Origin of the sequence: Variovorax sp. EL159 (assembly GCF_900100965.1) — a bacterium.
Classification (GTDB): domain Bacteria; phylum Pseudomonadota; class Gammaproteobacteria; order Burkholderiales; family Burkholderiaceae_C; genus Variovorax.
Map to the genome: position 1 here is coordinate 176568 of NZ_FMUJ01000007.1, position 17412 is coordinate 193979.

The 17412-nt window shown below is 69.0% G+C and carries 19 protein-coding genes; 4 read left to right on the forward strand and 15 right to left on the reverse strand.

The features are described from left to right. Nucleotides 1-9 precede the first annotated feature (9 nt). Both BLQ28_RS26605 and BLQ28_RS26610 read right to left on the reverse strand, forming a co-directional pair. Complete coding sequence (locus BLQ28_RS26605; protein ID WP_256327469.1) at nt 10-1815, reverse strand: VanW family protein; 1806 nt, start codon at nt 1813-1815, stop codon at nt 10-12. After that, a complete protein-coding gene (locus BLQ28_RS26610; RefSeq protein WP_093246334.1) occupies nt 1812-2417 on the reverse strand; it encodes a DUF6891 domain-containing protein in 606 nt (201 codons plus the stop codon). Before BLQ28_RS26610 ends, BLQ28_RS26605 begins: the two co-directional genes overlap by 4 nt. A 287-nt stretch (nt 2418-2704) precedes the next feature. On the opposite strand from BLQ28_RS26610, the gene BLQ28_RS26615 reads away from it, so the two are divergent. Continuing rightward, nucleotides 2705-3394: a hypothetical protein gene (locus tag BLQ28_RS26615; protein ID WP_093246492.1), complete on the forward strand. Its 690-nt coding sequence runs from the start codon at nt 2705-2707 to the stop codon at nt 3392-3394. 1 nt (nt 3395) lies between these two features. On the opposite strand, the gene BLQ28_RS26620 is transcribed toward BLQ28_RS26615, so the two are convergent. After that, nucleotides 3396-3989 (reverse strand): isochorismatase family protein, encoded by a 594-nt coding sequence (locus BLQ28_RS26620; protein ID WP_093246335.1) that lies wholly within the window; start codon nt 3987-3989, stop codon nt 3396-3398. A 137-nt stretch (nt 3990-4126) separates the two neighbouring features. Next, on the reverse strand, nt 4127-4507 hold the full coding sequence (locus BLQ28_RS26625; protein ID WP_093246336.1) for a helicase SNF2: 381 nt from the start codon (nt 4505-4507) through the stop codon (nt 4127-4129). Between the two features lie 259 nt (nt 4508-4766). On the opposite strand from BLQ28_RS26625, the gene BLQ28_RS26630 reads away from it, so the two are divergent. Then, nucleotides 4767-5255: a DUF6314 family protein gene (locus BLQ28_RS26630; protein WP_093246337.1), complete on the forward strand. Its 489-nt coding sequence runs from the start codon at nt 4767-4769 to the stop codon at nt 5253-5255. Between the two features lie 12 nt (nt 5256-5267). On the opposite strand, the gene BLQ28_RS26635 is transcribed toward BLQ28_RS26630, so the two are convergent. From BLQ28_RS26635 to BLQ28_RS26650, 4 genes are all read right to left on the reverse strand, one after another. Next, a complete protein-coding gene (locus tag BLQ28_RS26635; protein WP_093246338.1) occupies nt 5268-5846 on the reverse strand; it encodes a biotin transporter BioY in 579 nt (192 codons plus the stop codon). 32 nt (nt 5847-5878) lie between these two features. Further along, nucleotides 5879-6472 carry an energy-coupling factor transporter transmembrane component T family protein gene (locus tag BLQ28_RS26640; RefSeq protein WP_093246339.1) on the reverse strand — a complete coding sequence of 198 codons (594 nt, stop codon included), beginning with the start codon at nt 6470-6472 and terminating at the stop codon, nt 5879-5881. Then, complete coding sequence (locus tag BLQ28_RS26645) at nt 6465-7214, reverse strand: energy-coupling factor ABC transporter ATP-binding protein (RefSeq protein ID WP_093246340.1); 750 nt, start codon at nt 7212-7214, stop codon at nt 6465-6467. Before BLQ28_RS26645 ends, BLQ28_RS26640 begins: the two co-directional genes overlap by 8 nt. 84 nt (nt 7215-7298) lie before the next feature. Beyond that, nucleotides 7299-8156 carry an isocitrate lyase/PEP mutase family protein gene (locus BLQ28_RS26650; RefSeq protein ID WP_093246341.1) on the reverse strand — a complete coding sequence of 286 codons (858 nt, stop codon included), beginning with the start codon at nt 8154-8156 and terminating at the stop codon, nt 7299-7301. A gap of 278 nt (nt 8157-8434) precedes the next feature. Here BLQ28_RS26650 and BLQ28_RS26655 point away from each other — a divergent pair, with 278 nt between their 5' ends. Beyond that, a complete protein-coding gene (locus tag BLQ28_RS26655) occupies nt 8435-9148 on the forward strand; it encodes a YebC/PmpR family DNA-binding transcriptional regulator (protein ID WP_093246342.1) in 714 nt (237 codons plus the stop codon). Nucleotides 9149-9201: 53 nt separating this feature from the next. Next, nucleotides 9202-9639 carry a GFA family protein gene (locus BLQ28_RS26660; protein ID WP_176801234.1) on the forward strand — a complete coding sequence of 146 codons (438 nt, stop codon included), beginning with the start codon at nt 9202-9204 and terminating at the stop codon, nt 9637-9639. Nucleotides 9640-9652: 13 nt separating this feature from the next. Here the strand turns inward: BLQ28_RS26660 and BLQ28_RS26665 are convergent, their stop codons facing one another. From BLQ28_RS26665 to BLQ28_RS26695, 7 genes are all read right to left on the reverse strand, one after another. Further along, nucleotides 9653-10867: a PepSY-associated TM helix domain-containing protein gene (locus BLQ28_RS26665; RefSeq protein ID WP_256327470.1), complete on the reverse strand. Its 1215-nt coding sequence runs from the start codon at nt 10865-10867 to the stop codon at nt 9653-9655. Nucleotides 10868-10891: 24 nt separating this feature from the next. Continuing rightward, entirely contained in the window at nt 10892-11641 is a 750-nt protein-coding gene (locus tag BLQ28_RS26670; protein WP_093246343.1) for a DUF4198 domain-containing protein, read from the reverse strand. Nucleotides 11642-11654: 13 nt separating this feature from the next. Then, on the reverse strand, nt 11655-14096 hold the full coding sequence (locus BLQ28_RS26675) for a TonB-dependent siderophore receptor (protein ID WP_093246344.1): 2442 nt from the start codon (nt 14094-14096) through the stop codon (nt 11655-11657). A 133-nt stretch (nt 14097-14229) separates the two neighbouring features. Continuing rightward, nucleotides 14230-15264: a FecR domain-containing protein gene (locus tag BLQ28_RS26680; protein WP_093246345.1), complete on the reverse strand. Its 1035-nt coding sequence runs from the start codon at nt 15262-15264 to the stop codon at nt 14230-14232. After that, nucleotides 15254-15763: a sigma-70 family RNA polymerase sigma factor gene (locus BLQ28_RS26685; RefSeq protein ID WP_093246495.1), complete on the reverse strand. Its 510-nt coding sequence runs from the start codon at nt 15761-15763 to the stop codon at nt 15254-15256. Before BLQ28_RS26685 ends, BLQ28_RS26680 begins: the two co-directional genes overlap by 11 nt. A 117-nt stretch (nt 15764-15880) precedes the next feature. After that, a complete protein-coding gene (fetB, locus tag BLQ28_RS26690) occupies nt 15881-16672 on the reverse strand; it encodes an ABC transporter permease (protein WP_093246346.1) in 792 nt (263 codons plus the stop codon). After that, nucleotides 16669-17250 (reverse strand): ABC transporter ATP-binding protein, encoded by a 582-nt coding sequence (locus BLQ28_RS26695; protein WP_256327471.1) that lies wholly within the window; start codon nt 17248-17250, stop codon nt 16669-16671. Before BLQ28_RS26695 ends, fetB begins: the two co-directional genes overlap by 4 nt. Between the last annotated feature and the right edge of the window lie 162 nt (nt 17251-17412).

Sequence of the window (17412 nt, forward strand, 5' to 3'; positions counted from 1 at the left end):
TTTCTCCAGTCAGGTGTTGCAGGCCGTCTGCAGTGCGGCGCGCAGGGCTTCCACGTCGCCAGCCGCCACTTCGCGCACGCCCGGCCATGCAGCCAGGCCGCAGGCGGTCGAGGCCACCACGGGCAGGCCGGCCGCCACGGCACGCAAGAGCGCACGCGGCGCGTGCTCGATGTGCGCGGGCAATGCGACGACGCTGGCACCGGCCAGTCCATCGCCTTGCCAGTTCATGTGCTCGACATGGCCGATGCCCTGCCAGAGCCGCACGTCGTCGGACGGCGAGCCCAGCACGCGCAACCGGCATGGCCAGCCTTGCAGTGCCGCGGCCAGTTCGCGCGCGCCTTTACGCGCCAGCGCGCTTGCCGCGAACACGACGAGTGGCAGATCTTCGCGTCTCGCCGCGAGGGCCTTGGTGCCGGGCAGCACCCAGTCGAGCCGCGACAACGCGGCCTGCGGCGCCGCCTTGGCAAGTTGCCGTGCGACTTCCGCATGGGGCGTGACCACGGCCGCGGCGCGAGCCAGCCCCATGGACTCGGCCCGCACGAGCGCAGGGTCGACACGGAAGTCGCGCAGCGTGGCGTCGCCGGGCCAGCGGTCGGAAGCTGCATCGAGCCGGCGCTCGATCTCGGCCATGGGCAATGCACTGGCCAGCACGGTGACACGGCGGCCGTCGAGCGCGCCGGTCCGCTGCAGATGCGGCAACAACGCCTGATCGACCACCAGTTGCGTGTGCTCGGGCTTCAGGCGCGCGGCAAAAGCCTGCGCCATCCAGCGTTGGCCATCGATCAGGCTGGCCTGGCGCCGGCCCGCGTGCCGCGCCCAGAGCCGCTGCCACAGCGCGCGGCGCAGGCTCGCGGCCCATGGCGATGTCGCGGGTGCAACGCCTTCGGGCACGGGCTCCCGATGCCAGCCGAGCCTGGGTGCACGCCAGAACGCCAGCCGCAAGGGCACCGGCTGCATGCGGTCCGCGCCGGGGTGATGCGCCTGCAGGTAGCGCGCGAACTCCGGCGTCCACGCATCGACCAGAACGCCGGTGCGGCCTTGCGGCGCGACGTCGACTGCAGGGCGATGGCGAAAGCAGGCCGTCTGGTCGCAGCTCAGGCAGCCGCGCGCGAGCGGCAGTGCCTGCGGCGCAGCGCTCTCTTCACCGGATCGCCGCAGCGCGACGGCCGCAACCGGCGTCGCCAGCGGCGAACGCGCTCGGATGCGCAGCACCAGCTCGGTGGCCGTCAGCTCCACTTCGAGCCGCCACGCATGCTTTGCGCGCAGCTTGAGGTCGACGTAGTTCCAGAACACCGTGGCATCGACGGCATCGTGGTCGGCCGACCCGGCCTGCTCGATGCGCGCCGTGTGCCCATGCCGCTCGACCAGCTCGAAGCCGGCACGCGCCGCCACGGTGGCGAGCGCATTCGACAGCTGGCAGAGGCCCCCGGCCAGGGTCGGCACCACGCAGCCGCCGCGCAATTCGCGGCCCACGACGAAGCCGCGCCATGCGCCCGGCCGGCCCAGTTGGCGCCAGAAACTCAGCAGCTCATCGGCCGGCACCTCGATCGCATCGAAGGCACGGCGTGCCACGCGCAGGTTCTGCACCTTGCCGGCGACCAAAGGAAATTCGTCCGCGCGCCCGTCGGACCACAAGGGCGTGCGGTATTGCGCGAGCACGGGCGCATCGGCCAGCGCGTGATCGCCATCGCGCCATCGCCGGGCCGAAGGCCGCAGCGTCTCGCGCAGCGCATGGGCCGTGGCCAGCAGCCGCGAGCGCAGCCAGAAATCGATGGCGTCGATGCGGCGCGGCGGCTGCCAGGCCTGCACGCTCACGCGGAGGGGCCTCGCTTGCGCCATTGGCCAAGGTCGGCCTCGATGCGCTCGTTGATGTTGCCGCTCCACTTCGCGTCGAAGCCGGCTGCGCGCAGCAGCTCGACGATGCGATTCCCGACAAGGACGGTGTTGGCCTCGCGCTGCGTGATCTCGGGGATCATGCCGCCGCTGAAGGCCAGGTACAGGCGACCGGTGCGCACCGCGGTGTCGAGGTCTTGCGAGTGATAGAAGCAGCAGCCGCGAATGCCCGAGGCCAGGCGCCCCGCGGCACGCCACTGCTCGCGCACGTCGTCGTGGCCGTCGGCCAGCGAGTTGCCGGCGCGGTGCAACGCGATGATCTTTTCATCGCGCAATTGCACGAAGACGGCGTCGAGCCGGTCGTACTCGGTCTGCGCGGGCCAGTCGCGCTCGGCGGCGTGCTTGGCGGCGCAGGCACGCTCGGCTTCGGTCTTGACCCAGGCGCGGTCTTCGGCCGTGATCTCGTCGGGATCGAGGTACTCGTCGGTGATCATCCATTCGACATCGGCGTCGGGATAAAAGCCGCTCCACACCAGATCGTGGATGCGTCCGCGCGTGTCTTCGGGGTCGAGAGTAAGGGCCATGCGTGTGGGGTTGCCGCGTCAACGGCGACGGATCATGCTTTCTTTTTTTCGGCGAAAGTGCCCTCGTATTTTGGCCCGTGTGCACCATGATGGCGCAGTAATGCGAAAGCATGAAGCCTTGCGGCTCCTCCTTCCGCGTTGCCATCATGAAGGATGCGTGGGGGCAAGGCAATGCGCCTTTTGGCGAAGGAAGCCCTGGCCGCACGGCGGGCTCACAGCCGCTCTGGCCGGGGAACCGCACCGGGATGGGGCTGCTATTTGCGAATGGCTATGCTCGGCGCCTTCCCATGCCTCGCCACCCTCCTTCCATCGACCTCGTCACCCCCACGGGCGGGGAGCCCACCGAGTGGACGTCCAACGCGCCGCAGGCGATCGAGCGCGTGCCGCAGTCGGCCTCCGACTGGGCGGCGTGGCTGATCGCGCTCGCGGTGCTGGCGTTCTTCGCGGTCTTCGGCTTCCAGGCGATGACCTGGGCGCTGGCCGGTGGCTGGCAGTGGCTCTGGATGGTGGTCGGGCTGCCCGTGTTCGCGACCTTTTCCGTGCTGACGGTGATGTTCGTCGTCAAGCGCCTGCGCGAAGGGCGCCGCGTGCGCGTGGCGCTGGAGAACATGTCGCTGGAGCGCGGCGAGGGCTTTCGCGTCGGCGAGCCGCTCGAATTGCGCCTGCGCGCGACGGTGCCGCGGGCCCGGGCGGGCGAGCGCACGGTGGCGCCTGAGCGCATCGTCATGCGCCTGATGCGGCGCGCCGCCGGCGACGGGCTCGGCGGCGAGACGGATCGGTCCGATACCTGTTGCGACGAGGCCGTCGCGCATCGCGACGACGCGCGGGCCGACCGGCTGGTCTATGCCTGCGAGCTCTGCGCCAACCCTGAGCTCGGCGGCGATGCAGCGCAGTGGTTCATCGAACTGCACGACCCTGCGGCCGACGACGGTCTGCCTTTCTTCGTCGCCGGCCTGCGGCTGCTGCCCGCCCGCTGAATCAGCGCGCGGTGCCGCCGGCCGCAAGGGCCGCCAGCAGTGCCTCGGTCGAACGCACCCGGCCCATGCGCGGGAACAGCTCCCTGTTCGCGAAATGGTGCGGCTCGGCCGCCAGCGACGTCATCGCGTCTTCCACGAACACCAGTTCGTAGCCCCGGTCGAAGGCCGCACGCGCCGTCGACTCGACGCCGAAGTTGGTCGCGATGCCGCTCATCACCAGTGTCCTGACGCCGCGCCGGCGCAGTTGCTGGTCGAGATCGGTGCCGTAGAACGCGCCCCACTGGCGCTTGGTGATCCGCACATCGCCAGGCTGCACCTGCACTTCGGGCACCAGTTCCGAAAACTCGGGCGGCGGCACGGGCGATCCGGGCGGCCGGCTGATGGATGCATCCGCCGGCAGGCTCAGCAGCGCCGAGACGTCGACGCGCACCCAGACCACGGTGCCGCCCGCGGCGCGCAGTTTCTCGGCGATGTGAATGGTTCGCTCCACCACGTCGGCGGCGGCATGCGGCGCGAGCTGGCGCCCCACGTTGCTGCGCTGGAGATCGATGGAGATAAGGGCGGTTTGGCGGGGGTTCAGGTCAAGAAGTTCCATGCCGACCCATGATACGGACGCAATGTGAGCCCGTCATGAGCGGGACGGGCGCACAAAAAAAGCCGGGCCATGCGTTGGCATGGCCCGGCTTATTGAGACAACGTCCGCCGGAGCGAGGCGTCGGCTGTGAGGCTTGCTTACAGCGGCATTGCGTCGCCGTGGGCGGCAGCGCGGGCTGCGGCACGCACTGCAGCGCGGTCCACCGAGCTGGCAACGATCGGGGCCACGCCCGACGATGCGCCTTCGGCGTACGGGTCGGCGCTGTGTGCTGCGGCGACGGCTTCACTGCGCACGGCAGCGCGGCTGGTCGACGACACGAACACTGGCGCCGGGCCGGAGTTGGCACCGGTGGCGTAGGGGTTGGCGCTGTGCGCGGCAACCACGGCCTGGCTGGAAACATCGGCCCGGCTGGCGGCCGAGGTCAGCTGATGCACGCCTTCATAGGTTTCGGCATGGGCGGAACCGGCAGCAGCCAGCAGGGCAACGGCAACAGCGGAGAGGAGCTTCGAGGCGGTCATTTGGATTTCCTTCAGTTCAGTTCAATTGTTTTTGCACTTGGATGATTTCGAACCGGTCTTGGGTGGGTTGCCGTCCCTCTGGGGGGCGGCCACCGCGCTCGGGGCCCTGTTCATCCAGATCGGCTTGGGGGCCGGTCTGTGAATGAATTGTGCGCCGATATCTAAGTAGAAACCCGTAGCAAACAGAACCACGGTGTTCACACGCTGGAAACAATCACCCGTCAGAAAGGGAGATGAGGGCTTGTCGTAGAGTGCCGGCATGAACGCGCCAGCCCCTTCCTTCGCCCCTTCGTCCGAGGCCTTTGCGCCCTGGGGCAGCCCGGACGCTGTCTTCGACAGGCTGGAAGGCGCCTGGAACCTCGACCGGACCATCGAAGGCCAGGCCTCCATGACCGGCACAGCCATGTTCACGCGGCTCGACACAGGGGTGCTGAAGTACCGGGAGGAAGGCCGAATCCGGTTGGCCGACGGCAAGGAATTCGACGGCCACCGCGAATACCTCTTCGAGCGCGCCCCGGGCGGCTTCGAAGTTTTCTTCGCCGAGCAGCCGCCGCGCCTTTTTCATCGCATCGCCATCGTGCGCGACGGCGACGCGCTCGCCGGATCGGCCACGCACCTGTGCACGCCCGACACCTACGACAGCAGCTACCGCTTTCTGGGCGACGGCACCTTCGTCATCCGGCACACGGTGCACGGCCCGCGCAAGGACTACCTGTCGGCCACCATCTTCAAGCGACCCAGCGCATAGCCCGGGGGCAAATCAATCGCGGTCGAGCCGCCAGCCCGGCATGCCGCGCATCACCGTCTGCACGAGCATGGCGCAGATGCCGCACTTGATCAGGTCGCCTGGAATGAAGACCAGCATCGCCAGCGCCGCCTGCGACAACGACATGTGGGCCACCCACGAGAGCCCCACGATGCCGAAGGCATAGACCACCACGATCCCGCCGACCACCGACGCGACAAAAGCCGCCGCCAGCAGCCCGGTGCCTGTGGCGCCCGCCATGCGGCGCATCAGCAGGCCGCAGGTGAAGGCGCCGAACATCCAGCCGAACAGGAAGCCCGAGGCCGGTGCCACGAACACGCTCAGGCCCCCACGCCCACCCGGCAGCAGGGGCAAGCCCAGCGCCACCGCAAGCAGGAACAGCGCGATCGCCAGGAACCCGCGCCGCGGCCCCAGCAGGCAGCCGGCCAGCATCACGCCCAGCGACTGCAGCGTGATCGGCACGCCGAACGGCAGGTCGATCTTGGGGATCAGCCCGAACACCGCCATCAGCGCCGCGAACAGCGCGATGTACGACAGGGAACGGGACGAAGTGAGGGAGCCGGTGGTGGTCATGGGAATCTCGGTCCAGAAAAAAGGGTTCGGAGTCAGCGGCCCAGCCGCGCCGCCAGCGCATCGGCCACGCGCTCCGCGGTCTGCAGGGTGCGGATGGTCAACGGCGCCAGCAGCCGCAGGCCGCCGCCGTGCCCCGCACGGGCGCGGTAGGCATCGTCCAGGCGCTGCCATTGCACATAGAAATTTTCGGCGAAGCGCAGCATGAGGCCAAGGCCGAGCGCGATCCGCTCGGTCGGCACGCCAAGGCGCTGCAGCGGATGCATGAGGGTTTCGAGCACCGCCAGCAGGTCTTTGAAGCGCGTGGTCAGCGTCAGCATCAGCGCGAGCGTGGCCGCGCTGGCCAGCCGCAAAGCACTGGCCACGCCCAGCGGCGTCGTGCCCAGCGCCCAGTGAAAACCGACGATCAGGCCGCCGGCAATCGCCACGCCGACCAGCATGCGCACGCGGCGCCACGCGGGGCGCCCGAGCGACGCGAAGATCAACAGCACCACGGCGCAGGCAATGGCCAGATGCACGGGCCTGTCGACCAGCACCAGCAGCGTGCCGCACACCGACAAGACCGCGAGCTTGATCCACGCGGCAATCGCATGCATCCACGTCTGCTCTTCCGAATAGAGGCTACGCATGCGACGTGCCCCGCTCCGCCCTGGCGCGCTCGCGCACGTTCGCGGCATAGGCCTCGCAGACCTCGCGACCCGGCCCGTCGGCGCGCACCTTGCCTTGCTCCAGCCACAGCACGCGCTCGAAGTCGTGCACGTGGTCGAGCAGGTGCGTCGACAAGACGATCTGCTGGTCGGTGGCATCCAGCTGCGCCGCCAACCGCGCCTGGCTCAGCAGGTCGAGGCTGGCGAAGGGCTCGTCCAGCAGCAGCGTGGCGGGCTGGCTGATCTGCAATGCCAGCAGGCACACCTGCTGGCGCTGCCCCTGGCTCAGCTCGCCGATGGCGCGCCCGGCCCATGCGTCGAGCCCGCGCTGCGCAAGGAAGTCGCGCGCCCGCTGCCGCGCCGCCTGCCGCGTCTCGCCGCGTGCCGTGAGGCTGAAAGCCAGCTCCTCGGCCACGGTCGGAAAGATGATCTGGTCGTCGGGATTCTGGAACATCAGCCCCACGTGCTGCGACAACTGCCGCCGGTCGGTCTGCGTGTCGCAGCCATGCACCACGACGCGCCCCTGCTGCGGCTGGTCGAGCCCGCTGATGAGGCGGAACAGGCTGCTCTTGCCCGCCCCGTTGTCGCCGACCAGCCCGATGCGCGCCTCCTGCAGGTGGAGCGTCAGCCCCTCGAAGACGTGCTGGTTGCCGCGCGCCAGCGTGACCGCCTCGAGGCGAATGCTGTGCGGGGAAGAAGGGGTGATGGATGTCGGCTGCGGCAAGGGGCCGCCACTGTACCCGAACGCCTGCAGCCGGCCCTTCCCCCGCCCTGCTTCAGGCTGCGGCGGCTGGCGCCGATGGAATGCTCAAGGGGTGGACGGAAACAGCGCGTTGATCTCGCCGGCCGGGATCATCTCGCTGCCCATGGTGCGAAAGCCGGCGTCGTGGGCCGTGTCGTCGAATGCTTCGGTGGCAATGCGGCCAAGCAGGCCGAGCGCCGCCTGCAAAGGGCCGCACCCCAGGCTGATGCGCCGCGCACCAGCCTTGGCGAGCACATCGACCGCCGGCGCCTTGGTGTGGCCGGCGTAGACATTCACAGGCAGCGCCACCGCATCCGCAAGGCCCGCGATTTCTTCGAGGCTGCCCATGCCCGGCACGAAGATGCCGTCGGCGCCCGCCGATGCGTAAAGCTGCGCACGGCGCAACGTGTCCTGGTAGCGTGCGGCGGGGTCGTCGTTGGCGACGAAGTGGGTGTCGGTGCGCGCGTTGATGAAAAAGCGCGCGTCCAGCTGGCGCAGTGCGCCGATGCGCTCGCAGAGGATCTCCGGCGGTGCCAGTTCGCGCATGCCCGGCAGCACGCCGTCTTCGATGTTGATGCCGGCCACGCCCATGTCGATCAGCGCGCGCACCAGGTCGCACACCGCCTGCGTGCTGTCGCCAAAGCCGCGTTCGATGTCGACCGTCACCGGTACGCTCACCACGCGGCAGATGCGCGCGCAGGCTGCGAGCAATTCGCCGGCCGGCATGCGCTCGCCGTCCGCATGGCCCAATGACCACGCCATGCCGGCGCTGGTCGTGCCGATGGCCGGCGCACCGGCGCGCTCGACGATGCGCGCGCTGGCCGCGTCCCATGCGTTCACCAGCACCAGCGGGCCGGGGCCGCTGTGCAGGCGATGAAAGATGTCTGTCTGCTGGCGTTGTTGTCGCGTGTCGTGGGTCTGCATGGTGGTCGTTCGATGCCGAGGGGTGAAGGAATGGCCACAGCGTAGGCACGATCCGCCTTCGCGACTTGGAAAAAACTGCTGTCGGCACATCGAGGATGACGCGCGCACGCCTCTCGACAAGGCCGATTCCTGCCTCCGGCAAGTGGTGGCACGCACCCGGTTTCCCTCCCGGCCGCGCTCCAGCTACAGTAGTCGCCCCAAACCGGTCATCCAGCCCTTCTGCCGAGAACCAGACGAGAGCCAGACAAGGCCGCAACACACACCTCAAGGAATCAGACATGGGCGCGCAATGGAAAGCAAAACACAAGGATCTGGCCGCCAATGCCAAGGGCCGGCTCTTCGGCAAACTCGCCAAGGAAATCATGATGGCCGCGCGCAACGGCGCCGACCCGGCCTCCAACTCGCGCCTGCGGCTCGTCGTCGAACAGGCCCGCAAGGTCTCGATGCCCAAGGACACGCTGGACCGCGCCATCAAGAAGGGCGCGGGCCTCACGGGCGAGGCGGTGCATTTCGAGCACGTCATCTATGAAGGCTTCGCGCCGCACCGCGTGCCGGTGATGGTCGAGTGCCTGACCGACAACGTGAACCGCACCGCGCCCGAAATGCGCGTGCTGTTCCGCAAGGGCCAGCTGGGCACCTCGGGCTCGGTGTCATGGGACTTCGACCACGTCGGCATGATCGAAGCCGAGCCCACGGGCGCCGGCGCCGACCCCGAAGTGGCCGCCATCGAGGCCGGCGCGCAAGACTTTGAGCCGGCCGGCGAAGGCAACACCACCGTCTTCCTGACCGACCCCACCGACCTCGACCTCGTGAGCCGCGCACTGCCAGCCCAGGGCTTCACCGTGCTGTCGGCCAAGCTGGGCTACAAGCCCAAGAACCCGGTCGATCCGGCCAGCCTTAGCGCCGAGCACCTGGAAGAAGTCGAAACCTTCCTGGCCGCCATCGACGCGAACGACGACGTGCAGAACGTGTTCGTGGGCCTGGCGGGCTGAGGTTGCCCGGTGCAGCGCACTGTCTGCACTCCGAGGCAAGAAAGGAAAGGCCTGTGACCGCTCCTGAAGAAGCGCCCCGGCGACAGCTCACCGGCCAGTGCTTGTGCGGCGCGGTCCGCTACGCGGTCGCGGATGAATTCGTCTACGCGCTGAACTGCCACTGCGCCAACTGCCGGCGCGCGACGGGCTCGGCGTTCAAGCCCTTCGCGGGCATCGAACGCCGCAAGCTGGCGATCACGCAGGGCGAAGACAGGCTGCTGGTCTTCGGCGAGCGGGACGCGGGCGACATGCACTGCGGGCATTGCGGCTCGCTGCTCTATTCGATCGTGCGCGAGGGCATGTACGCCCACATCACCCTGGGCACGCTGGTCGATGCCCCTGCGATCCGGCCGAGCGCGCACATCTTCGTGGGCTCGAAGGCGCCGTGGTTCACGATCACCGACGCGCTGCCGCAGTACGACGAGCACGTGGCTCCGCCGGCCGAGGACTGACCGAGCCTGCGACCTACGAAGCCGCGCGTGTACGCGTCCTGCGAACCCACATGAGCACGCCCGTGGCAGACAACAGCGCCACGACCAACCCCAGCAACGCGACGAAAAGCTTGTAGGGCGTGCCGAACACGCGCGCCATGTGCAGCGCACCGAGCCAGTCTTCCAGCACATTGCCCTTGCCGCCGCCGGCAAATCCGCGCAACGCGCCGCTGTCGGCATCGATCAGCACGGCGGTCGCACCGGCTGCGTCCCGAATGTCGAGGCTCGATCGGACCCGGTACACATAGACGCCGTGCGCGCGGTCCAGGCGCAGGTCGCGCTCTGCTTCGACGACGAAGTTCTTTTCACGGGCCAGCGTCGACAGCGCCTGCCTGCCGGCTGCATGCGCGGCTCGCCAATCGAGCACGGGTTGCGCCATCGGAACCGGGCGCGAAGGCACGCCCGCCCAGAGATCCTGCGACACGACGCCCAGCGACATGACGGGTCGGTAGACGCTGTCGCGCAAAGTCAGCATCACGCTCGACCACGCGAAGACCAGCAGCACCGGCCACAGCCAGAGGCCCGGCGCCCGATGAAGGTCCAGCATCAGCCGCGCAACGCTGCCGGATGGCGCCACGCGCCACGCGCTTCGCCAGCGCCGCCACCAGCCTGGCAGTGAGCCCGTGGAACTGCGAGCGGGCGCCCTGCGCGGCAGCGTGAGGCCGAAGCCGATGAGGCAATTGAGCGTCCACAGCAGTCCCACCGCGCCCAGCACACGCGCGCTCCATGGCGCGGACATCGCCAGGGAGTAGTGCAGCCGATACAGGAAGCTGATGGCGGTCTCGCGCCGGAACAGCGACGCGCCCCACAACCGTGTGCCGAGCACCGCCGCGCTGTAGGGGTTCATGAACAACTCATCGACATCGAGCGCGAACGGCTGGCCGGTCTTCGGGTCGATGCGGGCCGAGAGAATGAACCGCAGCGAACGGCCGTCATGCCGGTTCAGGATCACCGTATCGACCAGCGCCTGCGGCGGCGCGGCAAGCTGTGCCCTTTCACGCAACACGAACGGGTCGAGCGCCGATGTCGCCGGCCGCGCATCGACGACGAACAGCGCCGGGTTCAACCAGGCTTCGAGGCTGTCCTCGAAAGCCAGCAGGCTGCCCGTCAACCCGGCCATCAGCAGGAAGGCGGCCGTGACGAGCCCCGCCCACCGATGCAGCCGCACGAAGTGTTGGCGCACCCTCACCGCCCTGCCATGCGCATGCGGCGATCAGTCGCCGGCACGCGGCAGCGTGAAGGCCAGCGTGGCTTCGAGCCCGTCTTCATCCGCCTCGCTTCGGTCGCTTCGCGGCCGCGTGAGGGAAACCGCGATCACGTTCAAGCCGCTGCTTCCGACGACGAGCGTGGCCCGCCCCGCCCTGTCGGTCTTGACGCGCGGCCCCGAGGTGTTGCCGATGAAGTCGCCGATGACCGCCGCGCCCGCCACCGGCTGGCCGTTCGACAGGACGCGGACCGCCAGCCGCTCGCCCCGGTGCAGCTTCAGCGGATCGGACAACGGCACGATCTCCAGCGCAGTGCCGAGCGGCTTGAACGGCATCCGCACCGGCTTGAGCAAGGTGGTGCCGAGCTTCATGTAGTAGCCCGCCTTGCGCGCGGCCGGCACCTGCAGGCGCGAGCCGCTGACCCATTTGCCGTCGGCGCCCTGCGACCAGAAGCCATCTTCGACCGCCATCGAGAGCACGGCCGCATCGGCATCGGGCTCGACGACCACGTTGCGGGTGCGCGGCTGCAGCTTGACGCCTGTGGGCGCACCAGTCGCGGTGAAAGCCTTCACCTCGTGAACCTGCCGAGCCTCGTAGGCTTCGTCGAGGGCGCCTTCGCCAAGAACCAGCGCCAGCTCGCCCGCGCGCTGCGTGATCCACACGCCATGCGCGGCGGCGGGCACGCAGAACACGGCCGACAGAAGGCACGCGGCCAGCGCGAGGCGGCGATGCACGGAAGAAAAAGAAGAGGTGTTCATCGCTGCGCGCGCCTCAGAAATTCGTCGTCATCGCCAGGCGGACGATGCGCGGGTTGCCTTGCGTCACGCCGCCATAGTTGACGGAACTCCAGTAGCGCCTGTTGGTGACGTTCTCGATCGACAGCCGGACCACCGAGGCCTTGCCCAGCACCTTCGTCACGTAGGCCGCGCCAAGGTCCCAGCGCGTGAAGGCCGGAACGATCATCGTGTTGGCGCGGTCGAGCGGGCGGTTGCCCACGTGGTAGATGCCCGTGTTGAACGACAGGCCCGGCACCGAGGTCAGCCGGTAGTCGAGGAACAGGTTGGCCTGGAAGCGCGCGACGTTGCTCGGGCGGCGTCCTTCGAGCGCCGCATCGCCGGTCTCGCGCTGCTCGGCATCGAGCCAGGACGCGCCGGCAATGCCGCTCAGCTGCGGCGTGATCTCGCCATTGGCCGTGAGCTCGACGCCCCGGTGGCGCTGCCGCCCCTGCTGGCGAAAGATGTTGTCCGAGGGCGTGACGGCCTGCAGCGGCTTGTCCATGTCGAAGGCCGCGGCGGTGACCATCAGGCCGTCGAGCACCCGGCTCTTCACGCCGATCTCGTACTGGCGGCTCTTGATGGGGCCGAGCTTCTGCAGCGCGTTCTCGGCATAGCTCGGCGCGTAGGCGCCCTGCTCGAAGCCTTCGCCATAAGTGGCGTAGAAGGTGGTGCGCTCCGACGGCTTGAACATCACACTCAGCGTGGGCACGGTGACGCGCGTCGTGTACTTGGGCGTGCCGTCGTACTTGCTGCCGATGTCGCTGCTGTAGCTGATGTGGCGCGCGCCCACCAGCAGTTGCCACTGCGGCGTGAAGCTGATGGTGTCGCTCACGAACACGCTGCTCTGCCGCGCGGTGCTCGCGGGCAGGTGGGTGTTATCAGCCAGGTAGGGCTGCAGGTAGGGCAGCGGCCGGAAGACGTTGCCGATGAGCTGCGGAAAGCGCTGGTAGTCCCCGTCGGGCGATTGCAGGCTGGAGTACGAATAGCCGATGACCGTCTCGTGCCCGAGCGTGCCGGTCTTGAAGCGGCCGGTGGCGAACACCTGGCCGGCGGCGGTGGGGTAAGGCTCGGCCTCGTAGCGCGTGTTGCCCTTGAGCACATCGCCGTTCGGCGCGATCTGCGAGGCATTGAAGAACAGCGCATTGCGCTTGGTGCGGCTGAAGCCCAGCTGCGCGGTCAGGTCCCAGTTGCTGTTCAGCGCATAGTCGAGGCGCGCGCCGATGTTCCAGGCGTCGGTCTTGTACTGGCCCCAGGGCTGGCCGACCAGCGTGCGCGGATTGAAGCGCGATGCGGCCAGCACGGTGCCGTCGCTGCGCGGGCCGATCATGCCGCTGGCCGCCAGCGATTTGCGCTGCCAGTCGAAGTCGAGCTGAAGCAGCGCATCGCGGTTGATCTTGATGTCGACCGCGCCACTAAGGAAGTCGCGCTTCAGGTCGCCGAAGTGGGTGAAGTCGCCGACCTTCTCGGTCGCGGCATTGAAGCGGTAGCCGACGGTGCCGTTGGCATCCAGCGGGCCGCCAGCATCGACGGCCGCATAGCGCCCGCCGTAGCTGCGCACTTCGGCGGTCACGCTCGCAAAGCGCTCGCGCGTCGGCCGCTTGACCACGTAGTTGACGATGCCGCTGGGCTCGCCCACGCCATACAGAAAGCCCGACAGGCCCTTGAGCACATCGACGCGCTCCTTGTTCTCCAGCGGCACGTCGCTGTAGACGTTGGCCAGCAGGCCGTCGCGGCGCACGTTGTTGAAGGAGTTGGCCGAGAAGCCACGCACGGCCACGCCGTCGAACGACGAGAAGCCCGAGGTCGGTGTGACCGACGGATCGTTGCGCAGCACGTCCAGCGCGGTGCGGGCACGCTGGGCCTCGATGGTGTCCACGGTGTAGGAACCCACGGCGAACGGCAGGTCCTGCAGCGAGCGGATACCGAGCGCGCCGGCGTTGACGTCCTGCACGTCGTAGAGCCGCTCGCGCTGGGCGCTGACGATGACGGGTGCCAGCGTTGCACCCGAAGCCCCCGCTTCGCTGCCCGACGCCGCCGATGCCGGTGCGACCACGGCCGCACCCGCCGCCTTGCGCAGGCGCCACCCACCGCTCGCACCCGGCACCGCTTCGAGCCCACTGCCCGCGAGCAGCCGATCAAGCCCCTCGGACACGCTGAAGCTGCCTTGCAGGCCCGGGCTGTCCAGGCCCTTCGTCAGCGTCGGATCGATCGCGATCATCACGTTGGCTTCACGGCCGAAGCGGCCCAGCACGCTGTCCAGCGAACCGGCGGCGATGGCGTAGGGCCGGCTCTGGCCTGCAGCCTGCGCGGCTTGCGCCCAGGCCGATGCCCCGCCCGTGGCGGCCACGCCCAGTGCCGCGGACAGGCAACCGGCGCGGGCCAGCGCGGCCAGTGGAGAGGGCCGGAAACGTCGTTCGGGCCGTGCGATGAATGCCATGTGAAGAGCTCTCTGTGATCGATGGAAATGGAAGCCGCACCGCTTGCTTTTCGCGGCACCTCTTTCCGTTGATGCACGAGATTCCGGAACCTGCCACTTTCCGGCGGGTTTTTTTCGAGGCGCCTTACCGGGCCTACCGGGCCGCGACCGTCACCCAGTAGCGGCTCAGGGATTGGCGCCTGACGGGCAGCGTTTCTTCCAGCATGGCCAGCACCGCATCGGTGTCGGCCAGCGGAAAGGAGCCGCTCACCAGCACGCTCGCCACCGCGGGGTCGCAGCGCAGCACGCCGGTGCGATAGCGGCCCAGTTCGGCGACGAAATCGTCCAGCCGCATGCGCTCGACCACCAGGCTGCCGTCGGCCCAGGCCGCGGCGCTTTCGTCCAGATGGCCCACGGCTCCGACGCTCGCCGCGCTGTAGCGCACGCGGCTGCCGGCGGGCACGCGGGTCACCTGGGAACGCTCGCCCGCGCTCACGTCCACGGCGCCTTCGAGCACGGTCACCTCGCTTCTTTCGCCGCCGTCGCCATCGAACTCGCGCACGACGAAGCGCGTGCCGATGGGCACGATGCGCCCGTCGCGGCCGAGCACGACGAACGGGCGCCGCATGGCGTCCTTGGCCGTAGCCACCATGATCTCGCCGCCCAGCAGCCGGAGCGTGCGCGTTGCCGCATCGAAGCGCACGTCGATCGCGGTGCGCGTGTTCAGCATGACCTGCGTGCCATCGGCCAGCACGACGCGCCGCCGCTCGCCGGCGGCGGTGCAGTGGTCGGCGTTCAGCGCGGCGATATCGTGCCGCATCGCCCATGCGCCCCACGCGCCCCATGCGCTAACACCCAGGCCCGCCACGGCCTTGAGCGCCCATCGGCGCTGCTGGCGATCGACACCGCGCAAGGTCGAGCGGGCGATCTGCGGGGTAACGGCGCTGGTGCCTTCGCGCAGGTCGCGGCCCAGCCCGCACAGGCGCAGCCAGGCGCGCTCGTGGTCGGGGTGCGACTGGCGCCAGCGGTCGCAGGCATCGCTTTCGCTGGCCGACGCGCCGCCGGACTGGATCTTCACCAGCCAGGCCACCGCCTGGTCGACGATGGCGGGATCGATGGGGCGGAGCGCATCGGCCGAGGGCCGGAACACGAGCCGCTCGAAGCGGGTGGTGCCGGACTCACTCGCCATAGACGGCGTCGTAGCAGTGGCGGTACGCCTTCACCATCGCCTTTTGCACGACGTTGACGGACACCTGGAGCTGCAGGGCGATCTGCGGATAGGTCATGCCGTCGAGCTGCGCCATCAGGAAGATCTCGCGCACGTGCGGCTTGAGGCCGTCGAGCACGCGGCTCACCGCCGCCAGGGCTTCGAGCACCAGCAGCCGGGTCTCGGGCGAAGGGCTCACGGCCTCCGGGAGATGCGCGATCGCGTCCAGGTACGTGCGCTCCAGTGCAAGGCGACGGAAATACTGGGCGGCGATGCGGCTCGCCACGGTCGTCAGGTAGGCGCGCGGCTCGCGCAGCGGCCCCGATTCATTGGAGGAAAGAATGCGCGCGAAGGTGTCCTGCGCCAGGTCAGCCGCGTTGTCCACATTGCCCAGCTTGCGGCGCAACATGTCCAGCAACCACGGTTGATGGTCGCTGTAGAGCGTGTTCACGAGGCGAATGGAGGCTTCGGAGGAAGACATGAAGGCTTGCAATGCGATCGCAGCACTTATTGCGAATCGTTCTCATTGTAAGCAGATGGTTATACGCAGGCAACGATCCAATCCGCGCCGATCGGACCGCGAGCCTCGCGCGGACGCTCAGCGCAGCCGGTCCGAGCGCAGCCGCTGGCGCTCGTCGGTCATCGACCGCGCCGCCATGTAGACCGCGCCGGCGGCCGCCAGCCCGCCCGCGCCAGTGAGCAGGAACAGCAGCAGGATCTGGTACTTCGCGGCCTCGATCGGGTCCATGCCCGCCAGCAGCTGGCCGGTCATGATGCCCGGCAGCGTGATGACGCCGGCCGCCGACATCTGGTTGATGATCGGGATCATCCCCCGGCGGATCGACGAGCGGATCAGCTCCGCGAGCGACTGGTGGATGGTCGAGCCCAGCGCCAGCTGGGCCTCGATGCCCGCGCGGCCCTTGGTCACGCCCTCGAAGAAACTATCGAGCCCGAGGCTGGCCGAATTGAGCACGCTGCCCAGCACGATGCCCATGAGCGGAATGGCATAGCGCGGGTCGTACCAGGGTTGCGGGCGGATCGCCGTCATCAGCGCCAGCACCACCGTCGCCACGCTCGACACGCCGACCGCCGCCGCGCCGATGCGGAAGTTGCCACCGCCCTTCAGCCGCCACGCGGGCCGCACCGCCACCTCACGGGCGGCGGCCAGGATCATCAGGACGACGATGGTGAGCGTTGCCACCGGCGACGCCGCGCTGAAGACGAAGCGCAGCACCAGCCCCACCAGCAGAAGCTGCACCACCATGCGCGTTGCGGCCCACAGCACCTGGCGATGCAGTTGCAGGTGCAGCATCAGCGAGGCACCCGCGTTCAGCAGCACCAGCAGCGTGGCGAGCACCAGGTCGGTGGCGTCGAGATGGATGGTGGTCATGCGATGGCCTGCAGCTGGCCTTGCGCCATCTCGAAACGCCGGTGACCCATGCGGTCTGCCTGCTCCTGCGAGTGGGTCACCATCAGAATCGTCAAGCCCGCCTCGAGCTGCCGCGACAGCAGCGCTTCGACTTCGAGCGTGGTCTTGGCGTCGAGCGAGGCGGTCGGTTCATCGAGCAGCAGCACGGCCGGCTTGCGCGCCAGCGAGCGCAGGAGCGCCATGCGCTGGCGCTCGCCCGTGGACAGGCGCGCGATCTCCGTGGCGAGCAGATCGCCCGACAGGCCCACGTCCGCCAGCCAGCCGGCCAGCGGCCCGTCGACGCCTTCCGGAAAATGCCCGGCCGCCGTGGGCGCCCACCATGCGGGCTCCGCCGCCTGGTAGATCACGCGGCGGCGCCATTCGGGGCCCGAGCCGGCATTGCGGTCGACGCCGTCGAGCGCGACGGCCCCCTCCCCCGGGTCCATGTCAGCGATGAGGCGCAGGAAGACGCTCTTGCCCGAGCCGGATTTGCCGAGGATGCAGATGCATTCGCCCGCCGCCACGTCCAGGTCGATGAGCCCGCCGGTTCGGGTGCGCAATTGCCTGATCCGCAGACGGGGAAGTGGATCGGTCATGCGGCGAGGCCTGCGAAGAACGACACGGCGAAAGCGGGGGGCGTGACCATCGCCGGATGCTAGGCGATGCAGCCCCCGCACGAAAAACTTCAACCGGATGCCATACCGCGCCGCTGCGGATAGCGG

Excerpts from the sequence above, each read along its gene's own strand:
- BLQ28_RS26610 (WP_093246334.1), bottom strand. The coding sequence starts at position 2,417 with ATGGCCCTTACTCTCGACCCCGAAGACACGCGCGGACGCATCCACGAT.
- BLQ28_RS26615 (WP_093246492.1), top strand. The coding sequence starts at position 2,705 with ATGCCTCGCCACCCTCCTTCCATCGACCTCGTCACCCCCACGGGCGGG.
- BLQ28_RS26620 (WP_093246335.1), bottom strand. The coding sequence starts at position 3,989 with ATGGAACTTCTTGACCTGAACCCCCGCCAAACCGCCCTTATCTCCATC.
- BLQ28_RS26625 (WP_093246336.1), bottom strand. The coding sequence starts at position 4,507 with ATGACCGCCTCGAAGCTCCTCTCCGCTGTTGCCGTTGCCCTGCTGGCT.
- BLQ28_RS26630 (WP_093246337.1), top strand. The coding sequence starts at position 4,767 with ATGAACGCGCCAGCCCCTTCCTTCGCCCCTTCGTCCGAGGCCTTTGCG.
- BLQ28_RS26635 (WP_093246338.1), bottom strand. The coding sequence starts at position 5,846 with ATGACCACCACCGGCTCCCTCACTTCGTCCCGTTCCCTGTCGTACATC.
- BLQ28_RS26640 (WP_093246339.1), bottom strand. The coding sequence starts at position 6,472 with ATGCGTAGCCTCTATTCGGAAGAGCAGACGTGGATGCATGCGATTGCC.
- BLQ28_RS26650 (WP_093246341.1), bottom strand. The coding sequence starts at position 8,156 with ATGCAGACCCACGACACGCGACAACAACGCCAGCAGACAGACATCTTT.
- BLQ28_RS26655 (WP_093246342.1), top strand. The coding sequence starts at position 8,435 with ATGGGCGCGCAATGGAAAGCAAAACACAAGGATCTGGCCGCCAATGCC.
- BLQ28_RS26670 (WP_093246343.1), bottom strand. The coding sequence starts at position 11,641 with ATGAACACCTCTTCTTTTTCTTCCGTGCATCGCCGCCTCGCGCTGGCC.
- BLQ28_RS26675 (WP_093246344.1), bottom strand. The coding sequence starts at position 14,096 with ATGGCATTCATCGCACGGCCCGAACGACGTTTCCGGCCCTCTCCACTG.
- BLQ28_RS26680 (WP_093246345.1), bottom strand. The coding sequence starts at position 15,264 with ATGGCGAGTGAGTCCGGCACCACCCGCTTCGAGCGGCTCGTGTTCCGG.
- BLQ28_RS26685 (WP_093246495.1), bottom strand. The coding sequence starts at position 15,763 with ATGTCTTCCTCCGAAGCCTCCATTCGCCTCGTGAACACGCTCTACAGC.
- fetB (WP_093246346.1), bottom strand. The coding sequence starts at position 16,672 with ATGACCACCATCCATCTCGACGCCACCGACCTGGTGCTCGCCACGCTG.